Annotated in this window: 20 protein-coding genes and 1 tRNA gene; 11 read left to right on the top strand and 10 right to left on the bottom strand. The window is 59.0% G+C overall.

Going from position 1 to position 25,595, the window contains the following annotated elements; genetic code table 11:
- Positions 1-5: 5 nt before the first annotated feature.
- Together QP442_RS02870 and QP442_RS02865 are read right to left on the bottom strand one after the other, a co-directional pair.
- Positions 6-1,055, bottom strand: a complete 1,050-nt coding sequence (locus QP442_RS02870; RefSeq protein WP_103632969.1) for an aspartate-semialdehyde dehydrogenase — start codon at positions 1,053-1,055, stop codon at positions 6-8.
- Between the two features lie 154 nt (positions 1,056-1,209).
- Positions 1,210-2,526 carry an aspartate kinase gene (locus tag QP442_RS02865; protein ID WP_006680392.1) on the bottom strand — a complete coding sequence of 439 codons (1,317 nt, stop codon included), beginning with the start codon at positions 2,524-2,526 and terminating at the stop codon, positions 1,210-1,212.
- Between the two features lie 238 nt (positions 2,527-2,764).
- On the opposite strand from QP442_RS02865, the gene ptsP reads away from it, so the two are divergent.
- The 5 genes from ptsP to QP442_RS02840 all read left to right on the top strand — a co-directional run bounded on the left by ptsP (position 2,765) and on the right by QP442_RS02840 (position 8,255).
- Positions 2,765-4,459, top strand: a complete 1,695-nt coding sequence (ptsP, locus tag QP442_RS02860; protein WP_103632968.1) for a phosphoenolpyruvate--protein phosphotransferase — start codon at positions 2,765-2,767, stop codon at positions 4,457-4,459.
- A gap of 229 nt (positions 4,460-4,688) precedes the next feature.
- The gene (locus QP442_RS02855) at positions 4,689-5,687 is read left to right on the top strand and encodes an ABC transporter substrate-binding protein (RefSeq protein ID WP_103633020.1); all 999 of its coding nucleotides are present in this window, start codon (positions 4,689-4,691) and stop codon (positions 5,685-5,687) included.
- A gap of 98 nt (positions 5,688-5,785) precedes the next feature.
- On the top strand, positions 5,786-6,733 hold the full coding sequence (locus QP442_RS02850) for an ABC transporter permease (RefSeq protein ID WP_006680395.1): 948 nt from the start codon (positions 5,786-5,788) through the stop codon (positions 6,731-6,733).
- Positions 6,733-7,533, top strand: a complete 801-nt coding sequence (locus tag QP442_RS02845) for an ABC transporter ATP-binding protein (RefSeq protein WP_103632967.1) — start codon at positions 6,733-6,735, stop codon at positions 7,531-7,533. Before QP442_RS02850 ends, QP442_RS02845 begins: the two co-directional genes overlap by 1 nt.
- A gap of 344 nt (positions 7,534-7,877) precedes the next feature.
- Positions 7,878-8,255 carry a TM2 domain-containing protein gene (locus QP442_RS02840; protein WP_083856915.1) on the top strand — a complete coding sequence of 126 codons (378 nt, stop codon included), beginning with the start codon at positions 7,878-7,880 and terminating at the stop codon, positions 8,253-8,255.
- Between the two features lie 61 nt (positions 8,256-8,316).
- Here the strand turns inward: QP442_RS02840 and recR are convergent, their stop codons facing one another.
- From recR to QP442_RS02815, 5 genes are all read right to left on the bottom strand, one after another.
- Positions 8,317-8,913 carry a recombination mediator RecR gene (recR, locus tag QP442_RS02835; protein WP_006680398.1) on the bottom strand — a complete coding sequence of 199 codons (597 nt, stop codon included), beginning with the start codon at positions 8,911-8,913 and terminating at the stop codon, positions 8,317-8,319.
- Between the two features lie 2 nt (positions 8,914-8,915).
- A complete protein-coding gene (locus tag QP442_RS02830) occupies positions 8,916-11,771 on the bottom strand; it encodes a DNA polymerase III subunit gamma and tau (protein WP_103632966.1) in 2,856 nt (951 codons plus the stop codon).
- 546 nt (positions 11,772-12,317) lie between these two features.
- Entirely contained in the window at positions 12,318-13,061 is a 744-nt protein-coding gene (gene hemQ / locus QP442_RS02825) for a hydrogen peroxide-dependent heme synthase (RefSeq protein ID WP_103632965.1), read from the bottom strand.
- A gap of 109 nt (positions 13,062-13,170) precedes the next feature.
- The gene (locus QP442_RS02820) at positions 13,171-14,433 is read right to left on the bottom strand and encodes a ferrochelatase (RefSeq protein ID WP_181002160.1); all 1,263 of its coding nucleotides are present in this window, start codon (positions 14,431-14,433) and stop codon (positions 13,171-13,173) included.
- Entirely contained in the window at positions 14,378-15,577 is a 1,200-nt protein-coding gene (locus QP442_RS02815) for a glutamyl-tRNA reductase (protein WP_103632963.1), read from the bottom strand. Before QP442_RS02815 ends, QP442_RS02820 begins: the two co-directional genes overlap by 56 nt.
- Before the next feature lie 152 nt (positions 15,578-15,729).
- On the opposite strand from QP442_RS02815, the gene hemE reads away from it, so the two are divergent.
- The 6 genes from hemE to hemL all read left to right on the top strand — a co-directional run bounded on the left by hemE (position 15,730) and on the right by hemL (position 22,859).
- The gene (gene hemE / locus QP442_RS02810) at positions 15,730-16,839 is read left to right on the top strand and encodes a uroporphyrinogen decarboxylase (RefSeq protein WP_285068146.1); all 1,110 of its coding nucleotides are present in this window, start codon (positions 15,730-15,732) and stop codon (positions 16,837-16,839) included.
- Positions 16,836-18,386 carry a protoporphyrinogen/coproporphyrinogen oxidase gene (locus QP442_RS02805; RefSeq protein WP_103632961.1) on the top strand — a complete coding sequence of 517 codons (1,551 nt, stop codon included), beginning with the start codon at positions 16,836-16,838 and terminating at the stop codon, positions 18,384-18,386. Before hemE ends, QP442_RS02805 begins: the two co-directional genes overlap by 4 nt.
- Before the next feature lie 202 nt (positions 18,387-18,588).
- Entirely contained in the window at positions 18,589-19,605 is a 1,017-nt protein-coding gene (gene hemC, locus QP442_RS02800) for a hydroxymethylbilane synthase (protein WP_103632960.1), read from the top strand.
- Positions 19,602-20,441, top strand: a complete 840-nt coding sequence (locus QP442_RS02795; RefSeq protein ID WP_103632959.1) for a uroporphyrinogen-III synthase — start codon at positions 19,602-19,604, stop codon at positions 20,439-20,441. The genes hemC and QP442_RS02795 overlap by 4 nt, the downstream gene beginning before the upstream one ends.
- Positions 20,442-20,447: 6 nt before the next feature.
- Positions 20,448-21,431 carry a porphobilinogen synthase gene (gene hemB, locus QP442_RS02790; RefSeq protein ID WP_103632958.1) on the top strand — a complete coding sequence of 328 codons (984 nt, stop codon included), beginning with the start codon at positions 20,448-20,450 and terminating at the stop codon, positions 21,429-21,431.
- Between the two features lie 108 nt (positions 21,432-21,539).
- On the top strand, positions 21,540-22,859 hold the full coding sequence (hemL, locus tag QP442_RS02785; protein ID WP_103632957.1) for a glutamate-1-semialdehyde 2,1-aminomutase: 1,320 nt from the start codon (positions 21,540-21,542) through the stop codon (positions 22,857-22,859).
- Positions 22,860-23,161: 302 nt separating this feature from the next.
- Here the strand turns inward: hemL and QP442_RS02780 are convergent, their stop codons facing one another.
- From QP442_RS02780 to QP442_RS02770, 3 genes are all read right to left on the bottom strand, one after another.
- Complete coding sequence (locus tag QP442_RS02780) at positions 23,162-24,394, bottom strand: N-acetylglucosamine-6-phosphate deacetylase (protein WP_285069574.1); 1,233 nt, start codon at positions 24,392-24,394, stop codon at positions 23,162-23,164.
- Positions 24,376-25,152, bottom strand: a complete 777-nt coding sequence (gene nagB, locus QP442_RS02775; protein WP_103632955.1) for a glucosamine-6-phosphate deaminase — start codon at positions 25,150-25,152, stop codon at positions 24,376-24,378. The genes QP442_RS02780 and nagB overlap by 19 nt, the downstream gene beginning before the upstream one ends.
- 265 nt (positions 25,153-25,417) lie before the next feature.
- A tRNA-Ser gene (locus tag QP442_RS02770) sits at positions 25,418-25,506 on the bottom strand.
- Positions 25,507-25,595: the final 89 nt, after the last annotated feature.

The raw sequence follows: 25,595 nt of genomic DNA, 5'->3' as shown, positions 1-25,595 counted from the left end.
CCTGGTCAGGCAAGCAGTTCAGCTGCCACCAGTTCGGCGACCTGGATCGCGTTGAGGGCAGCGCCCTTACGCAGGTTGTCGCCGGCGACGACCAGAACCAGACCGCAGTTGTCATCGACAGCCTGATCCTGGCGGATACGACCGACCAGAACCTCGTCGCGCCCCGCAGCTTCAAGCGGAGTCGGAACGTTGACGATGCGTACACCATCAGCGGTTGCCAGAACGGAACGCGCCTCGTCGGGGGTGATAGCGCCGGAGAATTCGGCGTGGATCGAAAGCGTGTGGCCGGTGAAAACGGGGACGCGGACGCAGGTGCCCGACACCTTGAGGTCCGGGATGTGTAGGATTCGGCGGGACTCGTTGCGGAGTTTCTGCTCTTCATCGGTCTCTTCCGATCCATCGTCAACGATCGAACCGGCCAGAGCCACAACGTCGAATGCGATCGGGGCGACGTAGACCTGCGGATCGGGCAGAGTGACCGCGTGGCCATCCAGTGCAAGACCGGCAAGATTCTGAGTGACGCCGGCTTCACTCTGGCGCACGAGTTCTTCGACGCCCTTCACGCCGGAACCGGAGACTGCCTGGTAGGACGAGACGAACAGGCGCTTCAGGCCACCCGCCTTGTCAACCAACGGGCGCAGGACCGGCATAGCTGCCATGGTCGTGCAGTTCGGGTTCGCGATGATGCCCTTGGGACGGTTCTCGATGTCTTCGGGGTTGACCTCAGACACGACCAGTGGCACGTCCGAGTCCTTGCGCCATGCGGAAGAGTTGTCGACAACAACCGCGCCGGCAGCAACGAACTTCGGCGCGTACTCAAGCGAGGCCGAGGCACCCGCAGAGAAAACAGCAATATCGATACCGTCGTAGTTCGCGGTGGCGACGTCTTCGACCGTAATCTCTTCACCCTTGAAAGTCAGAGTCGTGCCCGCCGAGCGAGCAGAAGAGAAGAAGCGAATCGACTTCACGGGGAAGTCGCGCTCTTCGAGCAGAGTGCGCATGACTCGGCCAACCTGTCCGGTTGCTCCGACGACTGCGACGTTCAGTCCGGTCATTGTTTTCTCCTTTGGTGTGGGCGCCCATACGGTGGGGCGACCGAGGGATCCGGCGTGGTTTTCACGCGGAAGTCTGCGATTTTAAACTGACGAGGCCACCTAGCGTTTCTCTCATATTCCCCATAGGGGGGCGAAGCGACGATCGGTGCGCCTTTCAGCGCCCGGTGCCGCCGTAGACGACTGCCTCAGATTCGGTAGCGTCAAGGCCGAATGCCGTGTGGACGGCCTGGACTGCGCGGTCAAGATCGTCGAGGCGGGTGACAACGGAGATACGAATTTCGGAAGTCGAAATCATCTCGATGTTGATGCCGGCATCAGACAGGGCCTCGAACAGCTTGGCGGACACGCCCGGGTTGGTGCGCATGCCCGCGCCGACCAGCGAGAGCTTGCCGATGTTCGGGTTGTAACGCAACTGGTCGAAGCCGATTTCGTCGCGCGCAGCTTCAAGAGCGTTGAGCGTGCGCTGCGCATCGCCTTCGGGAAGCGTGAAGGTCACGTTCGCGCGGGTCGAGTCAGAGACTGGAACGTTCTGAACGATCATGTCGACGTTTGCGCCGACCTCGGCGCAAATGGAGAAGACGCGCGCTGCCATACCGGGGGTGTTCGGCAGGTTGGTGACGGTGATCTTGTCCTGGGAGCGGTCGTGGGCGATACCGGAGATGATTGGCTGTTCCATGGGGTCCTCCTGCGGATCGACAAGTGCGGCTGAGGGAACGAGTCCCTTAAGTTCTGGGTTTGCTGGACCGTCGAAGATCCAGGTGCCGTTCTTTTCTGAGAACGATGAGCGGACGTGGAGCGGCACCTTGTAGCGGCGCGCGAATTCGACGGCGCGCAGGTGCAGAATCTTTGCTCCGTGCGCAGCAAGTTCGAGGGTTTCTTCCTGGGTGACGCGACGCAGACGGTGCGCCTTGGGGACAATACGAGGATCTGCAGAGAACAGGCCGTCGACGTCGGTGTAGATTTCGCAGACATCAGCGTGCAGGGCTGCCGCGAGCGCGACTGCGGTCGTATCCGATCCGCCACGGCCCAGCGTGGTGACGTCGTCATCTTCGGAGATTCCTTGGAACCCTGCGACGATGGCAACGTGGCCGTCTTTGACGGTGCGGGCAATGCGTTCGGTTACCAGACCGACGATCTGGGCACGCCCATAGTGTGAAGTCGTTTTAATGCCGGCCTGAGCGCCGGTGAACGCCTGGGCTTGAACGCCGAGTTCGTTGACTGCCATGGACAGCAGGGACATGGAGATGCGCTCGCCGGCGGACAGCAGAATGTCCATCTCGCGTTCGGGAGCGTGCTGGGTGATTTGCGCGGCCGTGTCGAGCAGGTCGTCGGTAGTGTCGCCCATTGCGGATACGACGACAACGACTTGGTGTCCTGCCTGGTGAGTTTCGACGACTCGGCGGGCGACTCGTTTCATCGCTTCAACATCTGCGACGGATGAGCCACCGTACTTCTGCACGATGAGTGCCACGATTCCCCATTTCTTCTTTTACTACGCACCTTCGTGCGTCCTTTCATCCTAGAGATGCGCCCTATCTAGCTCGAGTGCGACCGCCATACGGGCAAAGGAAACACAATAGGCGGACAAACGAAACATCAATCAGGGCTCTTCTAGGTCACTTGTGCAGGCTCAGGGTTGACAATCGCTTGAGTCCAAGTCAGCTTTTATGCTGGTCACAGCACGTGACCCGTTGAGCAAGGAGGCTCGCATGGCTGACCCGATCACAATCTATGGAACTCCTGTTGTTCAAGGTGTTGCCTACGCCCCGGCACTCTGGGTGCGCAGGCCTGAACTTCCGCCTGAGTCGGCTCCTGCTTTGCCGGAGGATGTCCGCGAAGCCGAAGTAAGTCGCTTCCTTGATTGTGCAAATGCCGTGGCTGACTCGCTCATGAATCGTGCTTCGAAAACCACCGGACAAGCGGCTGACGTTCTGATCGTGACCTCGTCGCTGGCCACTGACCGCGCGTGGACGAAGGACGTGTCGAAGCGCATCCGCGACGGCATCCCCGCGATTCAGGCGGTGATGAAGGCGACCGAGCGGTTCGTCGTCATGTTCGAGACTGCCGGCGGTGTGATGGCGGAGCGCACGACCGACTTGCGCGACGTTCGTGACCGCGTGATCGCGCACCTTCAGGGCGTGCCTGAACCGGGTATTCCGGACTGCGATTGCCCGTTTGTCCTGTTGGCGGATGATCTGTCGCCCGCTGACACCGCAAGCTTGGACACGAATGTGTGCGTCGCGATCGTGACTCAGTTAGGTGGTCCGACCTCGCACACGTCGATCATTTCGCGTCAGCTGGCGATTCCGTGCATCGTGGCAGCACGCCAGGTGGACCAGATCGCTTCGGAGGTGCCCGTCTTGGTCGACGGTGGGACGGGTGCGATCACAACCGGAATCGACGAGGCCGTGGCACTCGAAAAGGTCCGGGCTGATGCAGCGCGACTGGAACTGATTCGTTCATGGACGGGTCCCGCGCAGACCTCGGATGGGGTGCATGTCCAACTGTTGGCGAACGTTCAGGACGGGCCCAGCGCTACTTCGGCTCACGAGTCCGGCTTCGCTGAGGGCGTCGGTTTGATGCGCACCGAGCTGGCATTCCTTGACCACCCGACTGAGCCCAGCGTCGAAGAGCAAGCGCGCTCCTATTCTCAGGCACTGCTGGCATGGAGCGGCTCGAAGGTTGTGGTTCGCACTCTGGATGCAGGATCTGACAAGCCCGTTGCCTACGCGACGCTACGTGATGAGCCGAACCCTGCGCTGGGTGTTCGCGGTATCCGGATTAACGGCATTCACCCGAATGTTCTGGCTAATCAGCTGGACGCGATTGCCGTCGCAGCCATGACTGCCGCCGACACCGACGTGTGGGTGATGGCACCGATGATCGCTACTGCCGCTGAAGCACGCTGGTTTGCCGGGTTGATTAATGAACGCAACGACGTTTTTGGCGTGTCTTTGAAGGCTGGCGTGATGGTCGAGGTTCCCGCGACCGCGATCCTGATCGACCAGATCATGGAGTACGTGGACTTTGTTTCTATCGGTACGAATGACTTGACCCAGTACACGATGGCCGCTGACCGTCTGTCAGCAAACCTGGCGGAGTACTCCGATCCGTGGCAGCCCGCACCGCTTGCGCTGATCCGTAAGGTCGTCAAAGCTGGCCTGCGGTTGGGCAAGCCCGTTGGCGTGTGTGGTGAAGCAGCCGCCGATCCGCTTCTTGCGTGCGTGCTTGTGGGCATGGGTGTGACATCGCTGTCGATGGCATCAAGTGCGATTTCCGGTGTGGGCGCCCAGCTTGGTCAGGTTTCTCTTGAGCGGTGTCGCGCAGCCGCCGATGCGCTTGTCGGCGCCTTCGATGGTGGCGATGGGCGCTATCGCGCGCGCCAAGCTCTTGGAATTGAGTGAGTTCTTTCATTGAGCACCGTTTTTGCCTGATTTTTAGCCGTTTTTGTTTCGACTAAGAATCAGCATGCTGAAAACAGAGCAGCCGGTTTCATATTCTGAGATATTTTCGACCGCTCTATGTTCACCCACTGAACACCCACTCCCTGAAACCACTTCACTCGTTAGCGTCATGGAAGAAGGTCAGCCCGGCTGGCCCTCCAACCGTAAACGTCAACACGTGGAGTTCACCATGAAACGCACCGCGCAGATCAGTGCCGTCACTGGCGCAGCGCTCGCCCTTGTCCTTGCTGGATGCTCCGGCTCAGCATCGACCAAATCCGAATCGGGAGCAGCCGGCGCGTCTGAGGAATACTCAATCGGCATCAGCCAGATCACCACTCACACCTCGCTCGATGCGGCACGTGAAGGCTTTAAGCAGGCGTTTACCGACGCTGGCTTGAACGTGAAGTTCGACGAACAGAACGCCCAGGGTGATCAGGCAACCGCAACTTCGATCGCAGCGAAGTTCGCAGAAGCAGATCACGACCTGATCCTGGCTATCGCAACTCCTTCAGCTCAGGCGATTGCGCAATCCATCGTTGACACTCCCGTCCTGTTCACATCCGTCACCGACCCGGTTTCTGCTCAGCTCGTAGACTCGCTCGACGCCCCTGGCTCGAACCTAACGGGCACCACCGACATGAACCCGGTCGAAGAGCAGATCAAGCTGGTCAAGCAGTTCACACCCGGGGCGAAGAGCATCGGCATCATCTACTCGTCCGGTGAAGTGAACTCCGAAGTCCAGGTGAAGCTTGCCAAGACGATAGCCGAATCCGAAGGCCTTTCCGTGAAGGAAACGACCATCACGAACTCCGCCGAAGTTCAGCAGGCAGCCCAGGATCTGGCAGGCACGGTCGACGCTATCTACGTCCCGACCGATAACACCGTCGTCTCTGCATTCGCTTCTGTCGTCCAGGCAGCTGAAGATGCAAAAATTCCGTTGATCGCAGGCGAAGCTGATTCCGTTGCTAAGGGTGCGCTTGCCACATACGGCATCGACTACAACGCACTCGGCTACCAGACCGGCCAGATGGCAATCAAGATCCTCACCGAAGGCGCCGAGCCTGCCACCATGCCTGTCGAATCCCAGACCGAATACAAACTGACCGTCAATAAGACGACACTTGAAGCAATCGGTTTGACTCTTCCGGATGCTCTCAAGGACACCGCCGTCCTGGTCGGAGAATAACTCAACGCGCTGACGCGCAACCCACGCGCAGGTGCTCAGTGAACAACCAATGTTCCTGAGCACCTGCGCGTGAAAACAAACCCTGAAAAGGAAAACCAGTGCTTACAGCTCTCGACCTTGGCCTGATCTACGGCCTCATGGCACTCGGCGTGTACCTGACATTCCGAGTACTCGATATCGCTGACCTCACCGTCGACTCATCCTTTACAACGGGCGCAGCGGTTGCAGCAATCATGATCACCGCCGGCCAGAACCCGTGGCTTGCCTCGATCGCCGGCTTCTTTGCCGGTTGTATTGCGGGCTCAATTACCGGTTTCCTTCACGTCAAAGCAGGCATCCACCCCCTGCTTGCCGGAATTTTGACGCAGATCGGCCTGTACTCGATCAATCTGCGTATTCTCGGCAAAGCAAATGTTCCGCTTCTTCGTGGTGTAGAAACTGTCCTCACTCCCCTGCGCGAGGCGGGCCTGAACGGCTCGTGGGCATCCGTCGTTATCTTCGCCGTCTTGATCGGCGTCGTCACCACCGCCTTCAACTGGTTCTTGTCCACCCAGATCGGTCTTGGCATGCGCTCAACCGGTGACAACGAAGGTATGGCTCGCGCCCAGGGTGTTCCCACAGGAACGATGAAGATTATCGGCCTTGCCCTTTCAAATGGCCTCGTTGCCGCCTCTGGCGCTCTTGTCGCTCAGTACCAGGGCTACGCCGACATTTCGATGGGCATCGGTTTGATTGTTGCCGGCCTGGCATCGGTCATTATCGGTACCGCACTGATCGGGTCGCGTGGCATGTGGATGACCTCGCTGTTCGTCGTGATCGGCTCGATCGTCTACCGTGTCATCATCCAGCTTGCCCTCGGCATCGAGTTCCTTGAAGCGAATGACATGAAGCTGATCAGCGCAATCATCGTGTTCCTCGCCCTGATGATTCCTCGCGTCGGTTTCTTCTCGAAGATCCGCGAGCGCCGTCGCGCCCACACACTGGTTCCCGAACCTGACATTACGCACACGCCTGAAGAGCGCGACAACGAAAAGGTGGTGCTCTGATGCTTGATATCGAAGCCGTCACTAAGACATTCTTCCGCGGTACCGTCAACGAGCGCGTGGCGCTTCGCGATATTTCACTCCACCTTGACGAGGGTGACTTCGTCACGATCATCGGCTCAAACGGCGCCGGCAAGTCGACACTGCTGAATGTTATTTCTGGCCGTTACCAGGCTGACGTGGGACGCGTGACGATCGATGATACGGACGTCACGAAGCTTCCGGATTACGCGGTTGCGCGCTACGTTTCGCGTGTCTTCCAGGATCCGATGGCTGGCACCGCGCCCCACCTTTCGATCGAAGAGAATCTTGCGCTCGCATGGTCACGAGGCAACCGCCGAACCCTGGGGCCTGCTCTGACAGCGAAGAAGCGCGCCATATTCCGAGACATTCTGGCACCTCTCGAACAGGGCCTCGAGAATCGTCTGACTGCCAAGGTTGGTCTGCTGTCCGGTGGCCAACGTCAGGCTCTGTCGCTGACGATGGCGACCTTCTCTAACCCGCGCGTCCTGCTTCTTGATGAACACACCGCCGCTCTTGACCCGAAGCGTGCTGCTCTGATTACCGAGCTGACCCGAGATGCTGTCGCGTCGAAGAATCTGACGACGCTGATGGTCACGCACAACATGGAGCAGGCACTCTCCATGGGCAACCGCCTGATCATGATGCACGAAGGTCGCATCATGTTCGAGTTGGCGGGTGAAGAAAAGAAGAATGCAACTGTCGATTCCCTTCTTGCGGAGTTCGATAAGCTGCGAGGCAAAGATGGAGAGGGACTCTCTGACCGCACTCTCTTGGCCTAGCACCCGGTGACGCACTGAAGCGTTACCAACAGTGTTGGGGGAGCACGTCAATGATGTACTCCCCCAACACTGCTTTTCACGGTTAAACCACTAGGCGACAACGGCAGACGGCAAGCGAAGACTCTTCATCCACGCCAAGGATGCGAGCGAGCGTGCCATCAGAGCGAACACATGACGATTCAGATGCTGGACTCATGCCCAGATTGTTTCGCTAGCTCACTATCTGTCCCGCTCGCCTGCTGTGGGTTCCCTGTGATCATTCACTGCACACATGGTCTAGGTCGTGACATTTCCTTGTGTCCGTAGTAAGTATTCAGTACCTTAGTGGCGTAAACGTTCTCACAATGAAACGAGTTCATACGATGACAACGCCGACTCCGCAGTTCAACGGCCAATCAGACCCGCAGTACACCAACCAAGAGCAAGCTTACGCCCAGCAGGGACAGCCTTACGGCCAGCCTACATTCGCACCCTCCGGCCCGGCGGGCTACCAGCAGAAGTCGAAGATTATCGCCGGTATCCTGGGCATCTTCCTTGGAGGTTTTGGCATCCACAACTTTTACCTTGGTCGCACCACCCGCGCTGTCATTCAGCTGGTTCTGACGATCTTCACCTTCGGTGTTGCTTCGCTGTGGGGCTTCATTGAAGGCATCCTCATTCTGGTGTCCGCTCCGGGTAGCGAGTGGCACCGCGACGGCAACGGCATTGAGCTCACCGACTAAGTTTCTTCGTCTGTGTCGGACTTGCAGTCCGAACACACCGCACCGCTCTGGGATGGCACTGTCAACCCAGGGCGGTTCGTCCTTCAAGGGCCCGACCCAGAGTCTTCGAGTCGGCGTATTCAAGGTCGCCACCCATTGGCAAGCCCATGGCAAGACGCGATGTTGAAACGCCGATGCTCTTCAACATTCTGACGATGAACGCAGCGGTTGCGTCGCCTTCGACATTCGGGTTGGTCGCGATAATGACCTCGGTAATCTGATCGTCTTCAAGACGCGACAACAGTTGACGGATGCGGAGTTGCTCGGGGCCGATGCCACGGATCGGGTCGATGACCCCGCCGAGCACGTGGTAGCGTCCGCGGAATACCCGTGACGCTTCGATCGCTTGGATGTCTTTCGGTTCTTCGACGACGCAGATCATTGTGGGGTCACGCCGGACGTCTCTGCAGATAGAACAGGTTTCTTCTTCTGTCAGGTTCGCGCACACCGAGCAGTGGTGAACCTTTTTCCGCACCGCCTGAATAGCATCGACGAGTCGAGCAACGTCATCTGGTTCCGCATCCAATATGTGCATGGCCATGCGTTGTGCAGACTTCGGTCCGATTCCGGGAAGCTGACCGAACTCATCAATCAAATCTTGAAGAGCACCTTCGTACATGGTCAACGTTCACTTCCGTTCGGGATTGTTTCAATGATCTTGCCACCGAGGACGTCGAGGACAACGGGGAGGCCAACCATGGTTGTGGTTTCAATATCTTCGTCATCCATTGAGGGCAGGTCTTCACCCATGTCGAGCGGAGCGGAATCCTGATCGTCATCGATAGGCCCATCATTATGGGCATCGCTACCAGCGCTGTTGTCACCGTTAGCCCAGGCATCACCTGCAGATTGAGCCGTATCATCTGAGTCTTCAAAGCTCACCGAGTTCGTCTGAGCAACGGGAGCATCCGCCCAGCCACCGGGCGTTGTCTGCTGATTATCGCTCGTATTTTGCGGGTCAAAATCGTCGTAGGTGAAGACGCTCATGGCACGGCGTACCGGCCCCCCGGTAGGCACCGGTTCTGCCTGAGCTAAAGACTCAGAATCTGCCTGCTCGTCGCCGTGGCTATCGGAGGGGCGATCATCGGATACTCCCGACGAATCCGAGTGAACCTTAAAACCCGGGCTGGAATCCGCAAGCGGCCAAGCGGGATCCGCATCCACGCACGTTGAAGCAGAGTCAGCCCCAGCTGACCAAGCGTCATCACGGCGAGGTTGCGGTCCGTTGTGCACCTGTTGTGATTCGCTCAGACCGTCCTGCGGTTCAGGTTCACACGCTTGGGCTGGCTCTTCAACGTCTTCGTGCGGAGTGCGAATAACTACTTCACCCCACGGGTCATCCGACGCTACCGGATCAGAGCCGACGTGTGGGGCTGAATCGGGGGCAACACGTGGCGCTGGATCACCCAGGGCCTGTGAACCGACGTCAGGAGCCTGGACAACGCGGTGCTCAAAAGGGGGCGGCTCCGAAACCCATCCAGCATCGGGCCGTCCATCTCGGTTCGCGTTGTTGTTGAGTGGGATGTTCGGTGTCTGACCTGAATAGGAGTGATCGGCGTGAGCCGGATCGGAATATGCATGGTGTGATGCAGGTGCCGAAGGTGCCGTTACTGCCGGCCCTCCCGATGCTTGTCCCACCTGTGCGCTGAGTTCATAGCGCAGACCAGTGACCTCGTAGATCGCGTCGGAGACGATCTGATGCCTGCCACCGCGTTCAAAGTTCGCCATGATTCCTTCGGAGGGGAACACCAGCACAAGGTTCGACCCATCGATCGCACCCAACTGCGCGTTCGTGTTGATCAGCGACCATGCGACGCGGCTCATCGAGGCCAGACGGTCAAGCACTTCATTCCATCGAGCTCGAACGATGTCCGCCTGCTTCCCGCCGTTCTGACGTGGTGTCTGGCGAGCTGGTGCTTCAGTTGACGAGGCCGCGTCCACCGAACGGGGCTCCGCCTTTGGCGCAGGCGCGGGCTCTTCAGTTTCAACAGCGGGAGCACTGTTCTGGGACTGGGCGACCGACGAGTCATCCCACGAGGATGAAGGGGTCACAGCCACATCGGGCCACGAGGACCCCTGCTGAGGCATTGGGGTAGGAGCATCGGGAACCGATTCCCCATCACGATGTGGAGACGAAGGAGCTTGGGCACGTGGTGTCAGATCCGCCGGCTGGTTCTGCTGGTTCGAATCAGGGCGCGAAGCGCGTTGGGCTGTCTGCGCCAACGCAGCGCGAGCCGCCTGGGGGCCAGAAGCTGAAGGGGCGACACCAATCGGCTTATTTCCAGCATAATCAGCACCGTGATGTTCCCTTGGAGCACCCCCACCGGGCATGCCAACCGTGCCGGGAAGTGGCATATCTGCAACGGCCTGGCCAGAAGGTGTCGGCACAAGAATGCGCCCAATAAGAAGCTCAAGCTGGAGGCGCGGTGATGTTGCACCGGTCATGGAGCGAAGTGCCTCATCGGTCAGATCAGCTGCGCGAGACAGCGGACGCGGACCCCAATTCACTGCCTGATGGCGCATACGATCGAGGCGCTCAGCAGGGATGGATGTCAGGACATCGCCTGCGCCGTCACCTGCGACCGCGATAATCAGCAGGTCACGCAGTGTTTGAAGGAAGTCTTCAACGAAGCGACGCGGATCATGACCAGAATCCACCATGCGTTCAATAACGCGGTAAGCCGCCGCACCGTCGCCACCAGCGAGGCCATCAACGATCTCGTCAAGAAGAGCAGAGTCCGTGTATCCCAGCAGCGAAACAGCGGTTTCATACGTGACAGCCGAGTCGATGGAGCCTGCCATCAACTGATCAAGAACGGAAAGAGTGTCACGCACTGAACCGCCACCGGCGCGCATGACCAGTGGCAGAACACCGGAGCCAATGTTGACGTGTTCTTCGTCCGCCAACTGCTGCAGGTAGGGTTCCAACACATCTGGCGGAACCAGACGGAACGGGTAGTGATGGGTACGAGAACGAATCGTTCCGATCACGCGCTCTGGTTCTGTCGTTGCGAAGACAAACTTCACGTGCTCTGGGGGTTCTTCCACCAGCTTCAGCAGCGCGTTAAAGCCCTGATTTGTGACCATGTGGGCTTCGTCAATGATGAAGATCTTGTAGCGATCACGCACGGGCGCGAAGGTGGCGCGCTCACGCAGGTCACGCGCATCATCAACGCCACCGTGGCTGGCCGCGTCGATTTCGACAACGTCGAGCGACCCCGAACCACCGGTGGCCAGTTCCACGCACGACGGGCAGGTTCCACACGGAGTATCAGTCGGTCCTTGCTCGCAGTTCAGACAGCGGGCCAGAATACGCGCTGACGTGGTCTTTCCACACCCGCGCGGACCCGAGAACAGGTATGCGTGAGTCACTTTGTTTGCACGCAGAGCAGCACGAAGTGGCCCCGTCACATGGTCTTGACCGATGACGGAAGCGAATGTGTCTGGACGATAACGACGATACAGAGCTGTGGTCACAGTCCAACCCTACGTGTACCCATGTAGAAATGCGTTTGCATGGCAGAAAAATGGGAAGAACCACTCCCCCATATTCACCGTCATTATCGCCTCAATAGCAAGGAAAAGTCGGTGTTCAGATCCCGTTTATTCAACGAACGTGAGAATAATCAGATTTCGGTGCTCCCCCTTCGCTTTTCCGACTCGCCACTAGCCCATAAACGCAACCGCACGACGGAGACATCGAACGCTGGAAAGACGAAATTGACTCTGGATTCCCTCACAGCTCCCTCGAACCGAGGGTTCCACGGGCATGGGAATACACAACCCAAGCAATGACCCCTCGGACGATTCACGTTCCCGACGCACTATGGAAGCTTGCCGAGATTCGAGCCAAACAGCTCTGCTCCACGCCTTCAGAGTGTGTTCGCCAGTCCCTAGCTCGCCAACTCGTCGAATCCTGGCCGCGCGTGTCACAACAATCGGGCTCGCACCACGGTAGTGGCACGAGCCCGAAAGATTATGTAGTCAGTTTATGTAGTCAGGGGCTTCACCCCATCGCGAGTATCACGCCTGTGGCTGAACGTCAGCCCATTCGCCAAGCGAGACGCGGTGACCGGTGTAGAACGGACGATCCTCGCGCACGTGCAGGCGAGCCCGGGTGTAGCGCTGAGCGTGAAGCACGCCCTCCAGGCGATCGAGCGTGTCAGCCTCGAATGCGAGAATCCACTCGTAGTCGGACATACCGAATGCGGACAGGGTCGAACCCTTGACATCCGGGTACTGGCTGAAGCCATTCTTGCCGTGCTCGGCCATGATGGCGCTACGCTCTTCGGGCTCCATCAGGTACCAGTCGTAAGAGCGGACGAACGGGTAGACGGTGATCCAGTCGCGCGGTGCGACGCCTGCGAAGCATGCGGGCACGTGGCGGGTGTTGAATTCTGCGGGAGTGTGCTGGCCCATGACGGACCAGACGGGGATCAGGTAGGCACCCAGGGGCGACGCGAGCAGACCGCGGTAGGCCTTCTGCAACGCGAGCGGATCGTCGGCGAGCCACCACACCAGCAGGTCAGCGTCGGCGCGCAGACCAGCAAGGTCGTAGGTGCCACGCAGTTCCACGCCCTCGGGGGTGATGGCTGCCAGGGTTTCCTCAACCAGGACCTTGCGTTCTACTTCATCAGTCGGTAGCGGTGCACCGGTCGCGAAGACCGAGGTCAGGCCGTAGTGGAAGCCGTTGTTGATGGCGTCGATATCGACGTCGGTGGCGTCGCGCGGATCCTTGTGCGAGTAGGTCTTTCCGGTCTGGCTCATTGGTTCTCCTTTGATGTGAGCTTTGTGTGAAGCTATTTGGTTGTTTGTTTCAGTTGGCACGAATGTTCAGCGGGCAGTTTTCTCCGATTGACGAGGCCGCCCATCGTTCTTATTCGCGTGACTTTTCTGGGCGGGTTCGGCCGGGGTGGTGTGCGTCGCGTGGGTGAGTGTGCGTGGGTAGTTCGCCGTTCTTCGCGGCGGTTGGCCCTGCAACGACTGTCTTTCCCGTGTCGAGACCTTCGATCATGCGACAGCAGTGGCTTGCGCATTCGTCCGGCCACGCGCCCAGCGGAAGGGTCGAGGGTTGTTCTGGGTTTTCTCCGCGAGCGCGGGCTGCGCGTTCAAGGATGAGGTCGGCAAGGGATGCGATGAATGCGGGGTGCGTGTCGACGGTGCGCGCGCGGTCGTAGTCGAGTTCCAGGTCGGTAGCGGTTTGCTTGGCTTCGGTGTCGAGGTCAAAGACGACTTCCATATGGTCGGAAATAAAGCCGATGGGTGCGCATGAGACGGCTTTGACGCCTTCGGCTTTGAGTTCTTCGAGCCGATCATTGATGTCGGGTTCCAGCCAAGATGCGTTCGGGTTGCCCGAACGCGAGCAGAAGGCCAAGTCGGTTTTCAGCGTTCCTACTTTGAGTCCAAGCTTTTCTTCGACTGCGGGGACGATCAGTTCCATGAGCGCGAGATGCTGACCCGCGTAGTCTGAGCCGGTCTTGTCGGAATTACCGGATCCGCCCTGCATCGGGGTGGGGATGGAGTGGGTGACGAAGACGAGGTGCAAATCGTCAATCACAGTTCCTCGATCGAGTAGCGTCTTCACTGATTCGCTGACAACATCGATCTGGGCGGTAAGAAAGCCGGGGGAATCGTGGTACGAGCGAACCTTATCGACGATCACGTCCTTGCCACCATCGGGGAGCAGGGCGAGTGCGTCCGCGACATCTTCGCGGTACTGCCGGCATCCGGAGTAGGAGGCGTAGGCAGAGGTCTGCATCATCAGGATTCTGCGGGCACCACCCTGGACAAGTTCCGCGATTGTTTCCGACATGAAGGGATGCCAGTTTCGGTTTCCGAGGCCAATAGTGATGTCCGCGCCTCGTGAGTGCAGTTCCTCGCGCAGAGCTTCTAGCAAGGCCTCGTTGCAGGCGTTGATGGGACTGACTCCCCCGAAACGTCCGTAGTGACCAGAGACTTCCAGCAGGCGCTCGTCCGGAATCCCCTTGCCTTTCGTGGCGTTACGCATGAAAGGGAGCACATCGTCGGGGCCATTCGGGCCACCGTAGGAAACCACGAGAAGCGCATCGTAGGGTGCGGTCAGATCAGACATTTTCTGCTCCAATTCCAAGGACTCGTTCAAGCGCTTCGAGGTATTCATGCGCATTTCCGTCTGCTACTGCTGCCCTGGCAGTACGGCAGGGCGCGTTCACCAAACGCGCCGCCAAGTGGTGGAGGGCTCGAGCAGTGCGCGCGGCCTCGTCCTCATCACGGTGAGAAAGAGTGGCACATTCTTCTTCGACGATCGCGTCAACTGCGTTTCTGAGGTTCACAATCGCACGGTCAACATCCGCCCCATGGGCGACGTTGACGAAGGTTGTGACAGCGTCGGCGATGATGGCTTCGGCGATGTCGATGTCTTCACGTTGGACCGCGGGCAGGCGATCAGAGACGTTGTCCAAGCCGATGCGAACCACCTGGTCTGCTTCGAAATCGTCGATTTCAATATCGGGAACCAACGCAAGATCCACAATGATCAGTGGGCTGTCGGCGCCTCGGGTGGATACGGCCGCGCGGATCTGATCTGCGGTCAAGACCGGCTGACCACTGCCTCTGCACGAAACAATGAGGTCCGCGTGGGCAAGCTCGTCATCAATGGTGTCGGGGACAATTGGACGGGCACCGTGACCTTCACAAAACGCTTCGGCGCGCCCCGACGCTGAGTGGACTCCGATCTCGCGGACGCCATAGTCGCGCAGGGCACTGACAGTTGCACCCGCGTAGGACCCGGTTCCAAAGAGGATGGCGCGTTGGTCGCCGAGGTCGCCTCGTATTTCCTTCGCTAGGTCAAGGGCGACGTGAACAATGGAGCGTCCATGGCCAGCAAGACTTGTTTTCGCAGCTACTTTGCGTGACACCGCGGACGAGGATTGGAAGAGGCGCGAAAGAGCGGGAGTGATCGTCCCCCGTTGCGTGGCCACTTCAGCTGCGCGACGGACTTGACCGACAATTTCACGTTCGCCGATAACCATGGAGTCCAAGCCCGAGGCAACGCGAAACAGGTAGGCGACAGCGTCCCGACCAGAGCGCGATGTCACCGCATCGAGTCGTTCACTCAGCGCCACCGGGAATTCAGCGGAGTCGACAACAATATCGACGCGGTTACAGGTCGATATCGTGACCGCACCGTCGATCACTCCGACTTTGAGGAATTCATCGACAATCGACGGGGTGGTGCGACTAGCCTCGGCCACGGCATCAAGGCCCTGGTCGGAATGGCTGACGGATAAAATATGAATTCCCATTTCGTCGCAATCAAACCATAATTAAACCTATGATTCACAATTTATGTGAATCATTTTGGAAATTCATTTAACGACAATCTGACAGATAAAATAAATGACACTTTGACATAAAAACAAATTGTTGAATCTGCCCCCACCATGTAAGGAAAACCGTGACCCTTTCGGACAACGCGCCCTTGGCGACGAAGGCCACCACGTCACCCGTGGCCGAGTCTTCGTTCATGCAAGCAGTGTCAGGCCGTCGACCAGCCACGACCCCCGTCTGGTTTATGCGCCAGGCAGGACGTTCTTTGCCCGAGTACCGCGAGCTGCGCGCACGCTCGCAGGCATCAATGTTGGACGCGTGCCTGACTCCCGAATTGGCAAGTGAGGCGACACTACAGCCGGTTCGTCGCCACGGGGTTGACGCAGCGGTGTTCTATTCGGACATCATGGTTCCCCTGCGACTTGCGGGGGTGGATGTGGAGATAGTGGGGGGCGTTGGCCCTGTCATCGCGTCTCCGATTCGTTGCGCGGATGACGTTAATCGTCTGACAGAGCGCGGAGCGTCGCTTTCAATCGCGCCCGGAATTGAGCAGATCCGCCAAGCCGTACACATGACAGTTGCCCAGCTTGGGTCCACTCCCCTGATCGGTTTTGGTGGCGCACCTTTTACCCTCGCCTGCTACCTGGTTGCCGGCCGACCTTCTCGCGACCATTGCGAAGCTCGAGCGTTCATGTATTCGGATCCGGAGTCATGGGATCGGCTGATGACGTGGTGCGCAGATGTCACCGGAGCGTTTATCGCCGAGCAGGTATCGGCTGGCGCATCAGCCACTCAGCTGTTCGATTCGTGGGTTGGCGTGCTGGGCGAAGACGATTATCGGCGCCACGTGTCCCCCTATTCAGCGCGTGCGATCGAGGTTGCCGGTCGCGCCCTGAGTTCAACAACTGGAACGCGCGCCCCAATGATCCATTTCGGCACAGGCACACCGCAGTTGCTGACCGCGATGCATGATGCAGGTGGCGATATCATCGGCGTTGACCAGCGCATTTCTTTGGACTCAGCATCCGCGCTTTTTGACGATACTGTTCCCCTGCAGGGCAATCTGGATCCCGCCTACCTGACCGTTCCATTCGACATTCTTGAAGCAAAGGTGCGTCAGATTATTCGTCAGGGTAAGGCCGCACCGTCCCATATTTTCAACCTTGCTCACGGCGTTCCAAAGGACACAGATCCACGCGTTCTGACACGTCTGGTCGAGTTGGTGCATTCGCTATGAACGCCGGAAATCGCACGATCTCATCGACAAACGAATTGTCCCGCAATCACTGGGACACGATCGTGATCGGTGGCGGAATTGCTGGACTTGTTTCCGCCTGGGAATCCGTCAAAGCAGGCCAGACGACCCTGCTTGTTGAGTCGCGAGGCTATGTGGGCGGGCAGGTCGCGTCAATGATGGTGGGTGGTGCCCACGTCGACATCGGCGCGGAAAGTTTTGCTCTACGAGGCACCGCGATGACCTCCATGGCTGAAGAGCTGGGGCTGAAAGTCACAGCACCCAGTGGAGGGCGCTCGCATTATTTCCTGCCGCCCGTTCCTCATTCTCTCCACACCACATGGGGTCTTCACCGGTTCCCATCGGACTCGATGATGGGCATCCCTTCTGACCCAGCATCGGCAGAAGTCCGGGCAATTCTTGGGGATCAAGGGGCGATGCGCGCATGCGAAGACCTGACTTTACCTCCCCACGTCGGCGCCGAATGCGCCGACGTGGCCTCGTTTATTGAAGCCCGCATGGGGCGAGTCGTGCTTGATCGCTTGGTCCGCCCGCTGGTTGCTGGCATTCACTCGCAGGATCCTGAGAAGCTGGATGTCGACCGCGTACTACCCGGGATGCGCGCTGACCTACTCCATCACGGGAGCCTTGCGAAGGCTGTTGGCGCACGACTGGAAAAGTCGAGCGGGTCACGTGGCGACGTCAGCATCGAGGGTGGAATGCAGGTTCTGATCGACGCCCTTACAGCTGAGATTCTGGCAAAGGGTTCCGCGATTGCGACGCGTTGCGGCGCGGAAGCGATCTGTCGCGCATCTCTCAGCGCCAGCAACTCGAGCACCGTCCAATGGCAGGTGGATATTCGCGATACGACCCCGGCTGGAGCTCCTTCCGCAGAACCTCGTCGAACGTCGGTCGGACGTCTGCTCACAGCCAGTCGCGTCATTCTGGCGTGTTCGCACGCACCCGCTCTGCGTGTGCTCACCCCTTTGTTCCCGGAAGCCCAAGAATGCGCGTTTGCGCCGGGCGCGCCGATTGTGCGGTCTTTCCTCGCTGTTCGAGCAGAGGCACTGGATAGCGCTCCGGTTGGTCCTGGATTGCTGGTTTCGCCCGATATTTCTAGCGTTGCCGAGTGCCCTGTAGGCGCGAAAGCACTTTCTCAGCTGGATGTGAAGTGGGCATGGATTGCCGACGAATTGCGAGAGGCTCACGGGGAGCACGTTCATCTTCTTCGCCTGTCTCACGGTCGGCCAGGGGATGAAGATCGAACGCCATCACTGGGCGAGCTTCTGCATGACGCTAGCGTGCTGACCGGTACGGATCTTGGAGCCGAGAACGTGATCAATCACAGGGTGATTCACTGGAATGGCACTTTGGCGCAGGCGACACCCGACTTGGCTCGTCGAATCAGCGCCCTGCGTCAGAAGGCGGAATCATTACCCGGCTTGTTGATTTGTGGGGCGTGGGTATCAGGTTCCGGAATCGCCAGCGTGGTGGCAGATGCACGTCAGCGCGTACGGGGTGAGAGGCGCTCACTCCTTTTCGGCAGGTGAAAAGAATTCATTTAATCCTGAAATACGAATTACGTCATTACCTATTGCCGAATATCTGTCACATAAATTCCGACTCTCCAGATAGTTTTTAATTCACTCTGTCATAAAATAATTGAATCCGAAGAATTACGTGAAGAGAACCGACTTTTGTCACTATCAATTATCGAATTACCCTCATCTCGTCTAATCTGCAATGGTGACCATGAACTCCCCCATCCCCGCTTCCGATACCCCCGTCCTCAAGCTGGGCACGCGAGCTTCGAAGCTTGCCCTAACCCAATCGCAGATAGTGGCGGACGCGATCGAAGAAGCTGGCACACATGCGGGCACCCCCGTCCGCGTGGAGCTTGTTCATATCACGACTCACGGCGACGTTGACCCAACTCCTCTGTCGAAGCTGGGGGGAGCCGGGGTATTCGTTGCCCACCTGCGCGAATCTCTACTGGCTGGCGAATGCGATATTGCCGTGCATTCGTGTAAGGATCTGCCGACCGGCGATATTGACGGTTTGTCCCTCGTCGCGATGCCACCGCGCGAGGATGTTCGTGACGCTCTCTGTTCGCGAGGTGGCGCGCCGTTGGCAGAGCTTCCAGAAGGCGCAAAGGTTGGCACGGGTTCTCCCAGGCGTAGTGCGCAGATTCTGGCTACCCGCCCCGACATTCAGATCGTCGATATTCGTGGCAATGTTCCGACGCGCCTCGCACGCATCAACGAAGATCTGGACGCCGTCATATTAGCAACCGCAGGGCTCAACCGTTTAGGCATGTCAGAGGCGATTGCACAGTACCTTCCGACCAATCAGATGCTTCCTGCCGCCGCCCAAGGGGCACTGGCTATTGAAGTGCGATCCGACTGGGATCCCGCGTTGATCGCTCTTGTTGCGTCGTTGGATGACCCGGCAACACACATCGGCGTAACTGCAGAGCGTTCGCTCATGAACGCATTGGGTGCCGGATGCGCTGCACCACTTGGAGCGCTTGGCACAATCGACGACGGAGTATTGACCCTGCACGGACGCGTGATCGCGACCGATGGCAGCCAGGTGCTTGAACGTGTGGCCTCGTGCCCCATTCCCCAGGTCCACGATTCCACGTCCGCGATCTCCACCAAGACGCACGAGGCCGCAATCTTACTGGGACGCGCGCTTGCGCAGACCCTGCTTGGGGCGGGAGCCGAAGAAGTTGCTGACATACACGCCACGAAGAATCAGACGAAATGAGCACCGACGCACACGTCTTCATCACGCGCCCACATTCTAAGGAGCGCCCCGACCCGTTTGGGCAGGCGATCGAAGCCCTCTCGACTCCGAACGTGCACGTTCACGCTGACTCTTTGGAACTCACTCGCACCACAGTGAGTGACGAGGAGTGCAAGCGTTTCGCAGATGATCTCATGACGTACGCGGCAACGGGTTCGTGCGGATGGATTCTGTTTACTTCAGCGCGCACAATTCGCGTATGCGCACATCGCATCGAGAATTTTGTCGATTATATGAAGTGCGTGCACGAACGAGGCGCGCGCATCGGCGTGGTTGGCCCCGCCACAGCAAAAGCATTGAAAGCGCTCGGCATCGACGTTGATCTGCAGTCCGAAGGGTCCGGGGAGGACTTGGCGAACGCTGTTGTCGCTTTCGATCGCGAGCGCAGTGTCCAGACTCGTGAAGTACTACTTCCACAGTCGGCAATCGCCAGGGTTCAGCTTCGCCAGATACTGAGCGAGGCCAGCTATCCTGTCCGTCATTACCCGGTCTACACAACGGTCACGATCGCTCCACGGTATTCTCTCGAGCTTGCCAGAATGTGCTCGTCCACCTACGTGGCCGCAACGGTCATCACCGCCCCCTCATCAGCGCGAGCTTTGAAAGACGTTGCGCCCTACTTATTCCCCCATATCCCCGTCATTGTGTTGGGACAGGCGAGCGCCACAACGATGGCAGAGATCGCTCCCGAAGCTCAGGTCATTGTCGCCGATCATCCCACTCCTGACGCGGTTGCCGACTGTATCAAGCGCATTCTTGAAACACATGCTGGTCATTCACCACAGAAAGGGATCTGACTTTCCATGACTTCTCCCGCTCCATTCTTCCGCCCCCGCCGAGTTCGACAGTCTGCTGCGATGCGTGGCCTCGTCCGCGAAACTCGAGTGAGCGCCCAGCAACTGATCGCACCCGTGTTCGTCCGCGAAGGCATCGACTCTCCCGTGCCGATCACTTCAATGCCGGGCCAGTTCCAGTTCGACATTGATTCGTTGCGTCGCTACGCAGCCGAGTGCGCCGAAGCTGGCATCGGCGGGATTGACCTGTTTGGTGTGCCCGAGGTGCGTGATCCGACCGGTTCGCAGGCGTGGGCAGAAGACGGGATTCTGAACCGTGGCATCACTGCCATTGCCGAAGAAGTGGGCGATGCACTCGTCATCTGTGCCGACACCTGCCTCGACGAATTCACTGACCATGGGCACTGCGGTGTCCTCGACGAACAGGGCCGCGTTGACAACGATCCAACCTTAGACCTGTACGTCAAGATGTCTCTGTCTCAGGCTGAAGCCGGCGCCCACATGGTGTCCCCATCGGGGATGATGGACGGCCAGGTGCGCGCAATCCGCGAAGCGCTTGACGATAATGGGCACGCAGACGTTGCCATCCTTGCCTATTCGGCAAAGTACGCGTCCGCGTTCTACGGCCCATTCCGCGACGCCGTCGACTCGACCCTGAAAGGCGACCGTCGCACCTACCAGCAGGATCCCGCGAACAAGCGCGAAGGCGTGCGCGAGGTTCTGCTCGACATCGAGGAAGGGGCTGACATCGTCATGGTCAAGCCCGCGCTTGCCTACCTTGATGTTTTGGCTGAAGTCGCTTCACTGTCGAGCGTCCCAGTTGCCGCCTACCAGGTGTCCGGCGAATACGCCATGGTCGAAGCAGCCGCCGCAAACGGGTGGATCAACCGCGATGCCATCATCGACGAATCCATCACCGCGATCGTGCGCGCAGGCGCTGACATGGTGCTCACCTATTGGGCGCTTGAAGTTGCCAAGCGCTTTCGAAAGTAAACCCGCGCACCACCCAGCGACACCCGGCAACTGCGCAAAACAGCGCGAAACTGACCGGCCTCGTCAATTTCTATACGACGTTAGACTCATGAATATACGGAGAACCCGATGACCACCAACGAAGAACTATTCACCCGTGCTTTAGGCGTGATTCCCGGCGGAGTTGATTCTCCCGTGCGCGCGTACGGATCCGTCGGTGGCGTCCCGCCGTTCATCACATCCGCGAAGGGCGCATATGTGAAGGACGCGACTGGGCGCACATACGTGGACCTGGTGTGTTCGTGGGGACCCGCCCTGCTGGGACACTCGCACCCAGCAGTCATCGAAGCCGTTCAGAAGGCGGCAGCGAAAGGCTTGTCGTTTGGTGCACCGACCGAGGCGGAAGTTGAACTCGCCGAACTGATCCGTTCCAGGGTGAGCCCCGCCGAGCGCGTCCGTTTCGTCTCCACCGGCACTGAAGCCACCATGACCGCCATGCGTCTGGCACGCGGAGCGACCGGTCGCGACCTGATCGTGAAGTTTGCCGGCTGCTACCACGGGCATTCTGACGCCTTGCTTGCGGCCGCCGGATCGGGTGTTGCTACCGGAGGTTTGCCCGGATCCGCGGGCGTGCCGACTGCGGTCAGCGCTCAGACGATCGTGTTGCCCTACCACGATGAGGTAGCCCTCGAAGAATGCTTTGCCACCCGCGGTCAAGAAATTGCCGCCGTCATCTGCGAAGGTGCGCCGGCCAATATGGGCGTCGTTGATCCCGGATCGTTCAACCTAGCGATTCGTCGCGTCACTGAAAAGTACGGTGCGCTGATGATCTTGGACGAGGTATTGACCGGCTTCCGCGTTTCCGCCGGCGGAATGTGGGGCTTGCGTTCAGCATCCGAAGGTGGTTGGGCACCCGATCTTTTCGCGTTCGGGAAGGTTGTCGGTGGCGGTATGCCACTGGCGGCGGTCGGCGGACGCGCAGATGTGATGAACCTGCTGGCTCCGCTCGGTCCCGTCTATCAGGCAGGAACCCTGTCCGGCAATCCGCTGGCGACCGCAGCCGGTATTGCCACCCTGAAGCTTGCCGATCAGGGCGTGTACGACCATGTTGACTCAGCCGCGCAGACGGTCATCGACATCGTGTCGTCCGCCCTTGTCGCCGAGAGTGTCCCCTTCGGCATTCAGCGCGCCGGTTCGCTGTTCTCCATCGCATTTGGGGACGAGGCCGCGCAGGCTCCACTGATCAACTACGCCCAAATGCAGGCGCAGGACACGTGGCGTCACCCGGCGTTCTTCCACGCTTTCCTTGATGCTGGCGTTTCCTTGCCACCGTCGCTCTTCGAAGCGTGGTTCGTGTCAGCCTCGCATGGCGAACGGGAGTTTGAAGCAATTGCCGCGGCGGCTCCTGTAGCGGCGCGCGCAGCTGCGCGCGCCGTAAAGCCACAGTGAGGGCTCGCCTGCGCCCCCACAATCTGACGAGAATGTCAGAGCACTACCCCTGATAGGGCGTGCCCGCTACCTGGTTTCCCAGACAGCGGGCACGTCTTTCTAGGCGCTTCTTCTACGCGAGTATCTTGAGGGAGCTACGGCTTAGAAGGGCTCGTAGAAGTCACGACTCATAGATGAGCCGTAGTCCGCGGAGGCATTCCAACACAGCACACGTATGCCCTATACGCCACGGTGTCCCCGCCGACTTGCTCGTCAGAGGGGACACCGTGCGCTCAATGCGTGAAAACAGCGACCAGATTGGCCTACTTCAGACGCTGGCCTTCCCTGTAGACCTCAGCAACCTCAAAGTCCTTGGTAAAGACAACGGCATTCAGGACGACACCAGGCTCGAAAGTGAGGGTCACGCCAGCGCGTCCCTCGATTCCGAGCACCGCGGCGGGCGCACCAACGCCTGCGCGAACAACCTGTTCAATGCTCAAGAATCCGCCTCGCACCAAGCGTTGCAGTTCCTCGGCGATACGAGCCGTGCCACCGGCAATCGTGTCCGTTCCTGCAAGAACAGCAACACCGTCAGTGATGTCCACGTCCAAGCCACCTAGCTGGTAATTACCGTCAGGCATACCAGCGCCCGCCATCGCGTCGGTCACGAAGACAACGCCGTGTGGGTTTTCAGGCTCAACGAAGCGGACGACGTCAGACACCAAGTCAGCGTCCACGTGGATCGTGTCAGCAACCAGTTCAACGGCGACCTCACCCGCACGAGCAGCAGCGAGCAGTTCCCGGACAGGACCGGGAGCGCGGTGCGTGATCCCAGGCATTGCGTTGAACAGGTGCGTCGCAGTCTGTGGCAGAGTCTTGAATCCGATCTGCTTCGCGTAGGCGGTCGTCTCGGCGATGACCTCGCGAGTACGAGGCCCCGACGACACCGTGTGCCCCCACGACGGGATTGCGCCGTAGTCCAACAGGAGCTTCGCAGCCTCGGTAGCACCTTCCACTTCGGGAGCGATCGTCATCGAGCGAATGTAACCCTTGCCCGCTTCAAGCCACGTGCGTAGCTCATCAAGGTCGGGGTTACGTACCGCTTCCGGATTCTGCGCACCACATTTGTGAGGCGAAATGTACGGGCCCTCCATGTGGATGCCGATCAGATCACCGGACTCGCAGGCTACGACGAGTTCGCGGATCGCCGGCAATGGGTCCACCAACGACACCGTTGACGCCAGCATTGCCGTCGTCCCCATCTGACGGTGAGCGTTGATCACCGTCATGATCTTTTCAAACGTCGGCTCATCCGGGAACGAGCATCCCCCACCACCGTGGCAGTGAATGTCAATGAAACCCGGAGTAATCCAGCCCTTCACAGACTCGTCATACGGCAGAACCTCGACAACGCGACCATCCTTCACAACCAGGCCGGAACCACGCGTGTGACCGTCAGCGTCCAGTACCTGCCCGGTTAGAGTGACGACAGAGTCCTCGTCGACCAGTCCGTTGACTGGGAGTGCACCCGCGGCGCTCATCGCAGGATCTCCCACGCGTTCGTGTACACCTCCTTGTGGGCGAGCTTTGAGGCAGCCGCTTCGTCGAGCAGAACCGTGACGCTGGGGTGCATCTGGATGATGGACGCCGGCCAGAGAGCCGAAACGCCACCCTCGATCATCGCTGCAACCGCGTCAGCTTTGCCTTCTCCGGTGACGATCATCAGCAGGTGCTTCGCATCCATGATCGTGCCCAGGCCCTGCGTCATGCAACGGGTCGGAACCTGGCTCACGTCGCCGTCGAAGAACCGAGAGTTATCTTCGCGAGTCTGCTTGGTCAACGCATCAACGTGCGTGCGCGACACCAGCGAACCGCCCGGTTCATTGAAGCCGATATGACCGTCTGAACCGATGCCGAGGATCTGCAGGGTCACGCCACCAGCAGCCTTGATTGCCTCGTCATAGCCTTTCGCTGCAGCCTCAAGATCGTCGGCGAAACCGTTGGGAACATTGAGGTTTTCTTCGGTCAGGCCGGTCTTGTCATCACCGACGAGCTCGCGGGACAGTACCTTACGGTAGCCCTCCGGATGGTCCTCGGCGATGCCGACATACTCGTCAAGCGCGAACGCCTTGAAATCCGTTAGAGAGAACGTCCCCGCTGCGTGAGCATCGCGAATACGAGCATAAAGAGCCAAGGGAGTAGAACCCGTAGCAACGCCCAGCGTCTTCACGTCGGCGACTGACAGGACATCAATCAATTCCTTGATAGCGACGTCTGCAACTTCGTCAGCCGTCTTGAAAATACCGATCTGCATGGTGTGGGACTCCTTTGATGACCCAAGTGCGTCTTTTAACCGATGCCATCAGTTTATGATTTGGACGATTGTCGCGGAATACGTTCACCGCATGTGCGAAGCGCGGTGGAATTATGCCCATAGAAGCGCGGTGGAATTATGCCCATAACGTAACGCCAATCACGCCACAGGAACCGGCGACCACAACACAACCCCGCCATTCGTTGAAATGGACTAGCCCCAAAAATTGGACTGGTTTCATTCTAGGCGGTTAGCGCTTCAAGGGCGGAGACGGCGGGATTCGAACCCGCGGTACGCTTCAACACGTACACACCCTTAGCAGGGGTGCGCTTTCAGCCACTCAGCCACGTCTCCAGTACGGAAGTACCCACTAATCCTAACGGGTTTCGATGCCGTGAGGGAAATTGGCGCATCGAAATCACATGACGAAAGCATGGCACTCC

This window comes from Pauljensenia sp. UMB1177 (assembly GCF_030217965.1).
In the GTDB taxonomy this organism is placed as follows: Bacteria; Actinomycetota; Actinomycetes; order Actinomycetales; family Actinomycetaceae; genus Pauljensenia; species Pauljensenia turicensis_A.
This window is presented reverse-complemented; position numbering and strand designations above follow the sequence as displayed.

What these genes read in the sequence shown, in the direction of transcription:
- QP442_RS02870 (WP_103632969.1), bottom strand. Translation starts at nt 1,055, where the DNA reads ATGACCGGACTGAACGTCGCAGTCGTCGGAGCAACCGGACAGGTTGGC.
- ptsP (WP_103632968.1), top strand. Translation starts at nt 2,765, where the DNA reads ATGGCTGACCCGATCACAATCTATGGAACTCCTGTTGTTCAAGGTGTT.
- QP442_RS02855 (WP_103633020.1), top strand. Translation starts at nt 4,689, where the DNA reads ATGAAACGCACCGCGCAGATCAGTGCCGTCACTGGCGCAGCGCTCGCC.
- QP442_RS02845 (WP_103632967.1), top strand. Translation starts at nt 6,733, where the DNA reads ATGCTTGATATCGAAGCCGTCACTAAGACATTCTTCCGCGGTACCGTC.
- QP442_RS02840 (WP_083856915.1), top strand. Translation starts at nt 7,878, where the DNA reads ATGAAACGAGTTCATACGATGACAACGCCGACTCCGCAGTTCAACGGC.
- recR (WP_006680398.1), bottom strand. Translation starts at nt 8,913, where the DNA reads ATGTACGAAGGTGCTCTTCAAGATTTGATTGATGAGTTCGGTCAGCTT.
- hemQ (WP_103632965.1), bottom strand. Translation starts at nt 13,061, where the DNA reads ATGAGCCAGACCGGAAAGACCTACTCGCACAAGGATCCGCGCGACGCC.
- QP442_RS02820 (WP_181002160.1), bottom strand. Translation starts at nt 14,433, where the DNA reads ATGAATACCTCGAAGCGCTTGAACGAGTCCTTGGAATTGGAGCAGAAA.
- QP442_RS02815 (WP_103632963.1), bottom strand. Translation starts at nt 15,577, where the DNA reads ATGGGAATTCATATTTTATCCGTCAGCCATTCCGACCAGGGCCTTGAT.
- QP442_RS02805 (WP_103632961.1), top strand. Translation starts at nt 16,836, where the DNA reads ATGAACGCCGGAAATCGCACGATCTCATCGACAAACGAATTGTCCCGC.
- hemC (WP_103632960.1), top strand. Translation starts at nt 18,589, where the DNA reads ATGAACTCCCCCATCCCCGCTTCCGATACCCCCGTCCTCAAGCTGGGC.
- QP442_RS02795 (WP_103632959.1), top strand. Translation starts at nt 19,602, where the DNA reads ATGAGCACCGACGCACACGTCTTCATCACGCGCCCACATTCTAAGGAG.
- hemB (WP_103632958.1), top strand. Translation starts at nt 20,448, where the DNA reads ATGACTTCTCCCGCTCCATTCTTCCGCCCCCGCCGAGTTCGACAGTCT.
- hemL (WP_103632957.1), top strand. Translation starts at nt 21,540, where the DNA reads ATGACCACCAACGAAGAACTATTCACCCGTGCTTTAGGCGTGATTCCC.
- nagB (WP_103632955.1), bottom strand. Translation starts at nt 25,152, where the DNA reads ATGCAGATCGGTATTTTCAAGACGGCTGACGAAGTTGCAGACGTCGCT.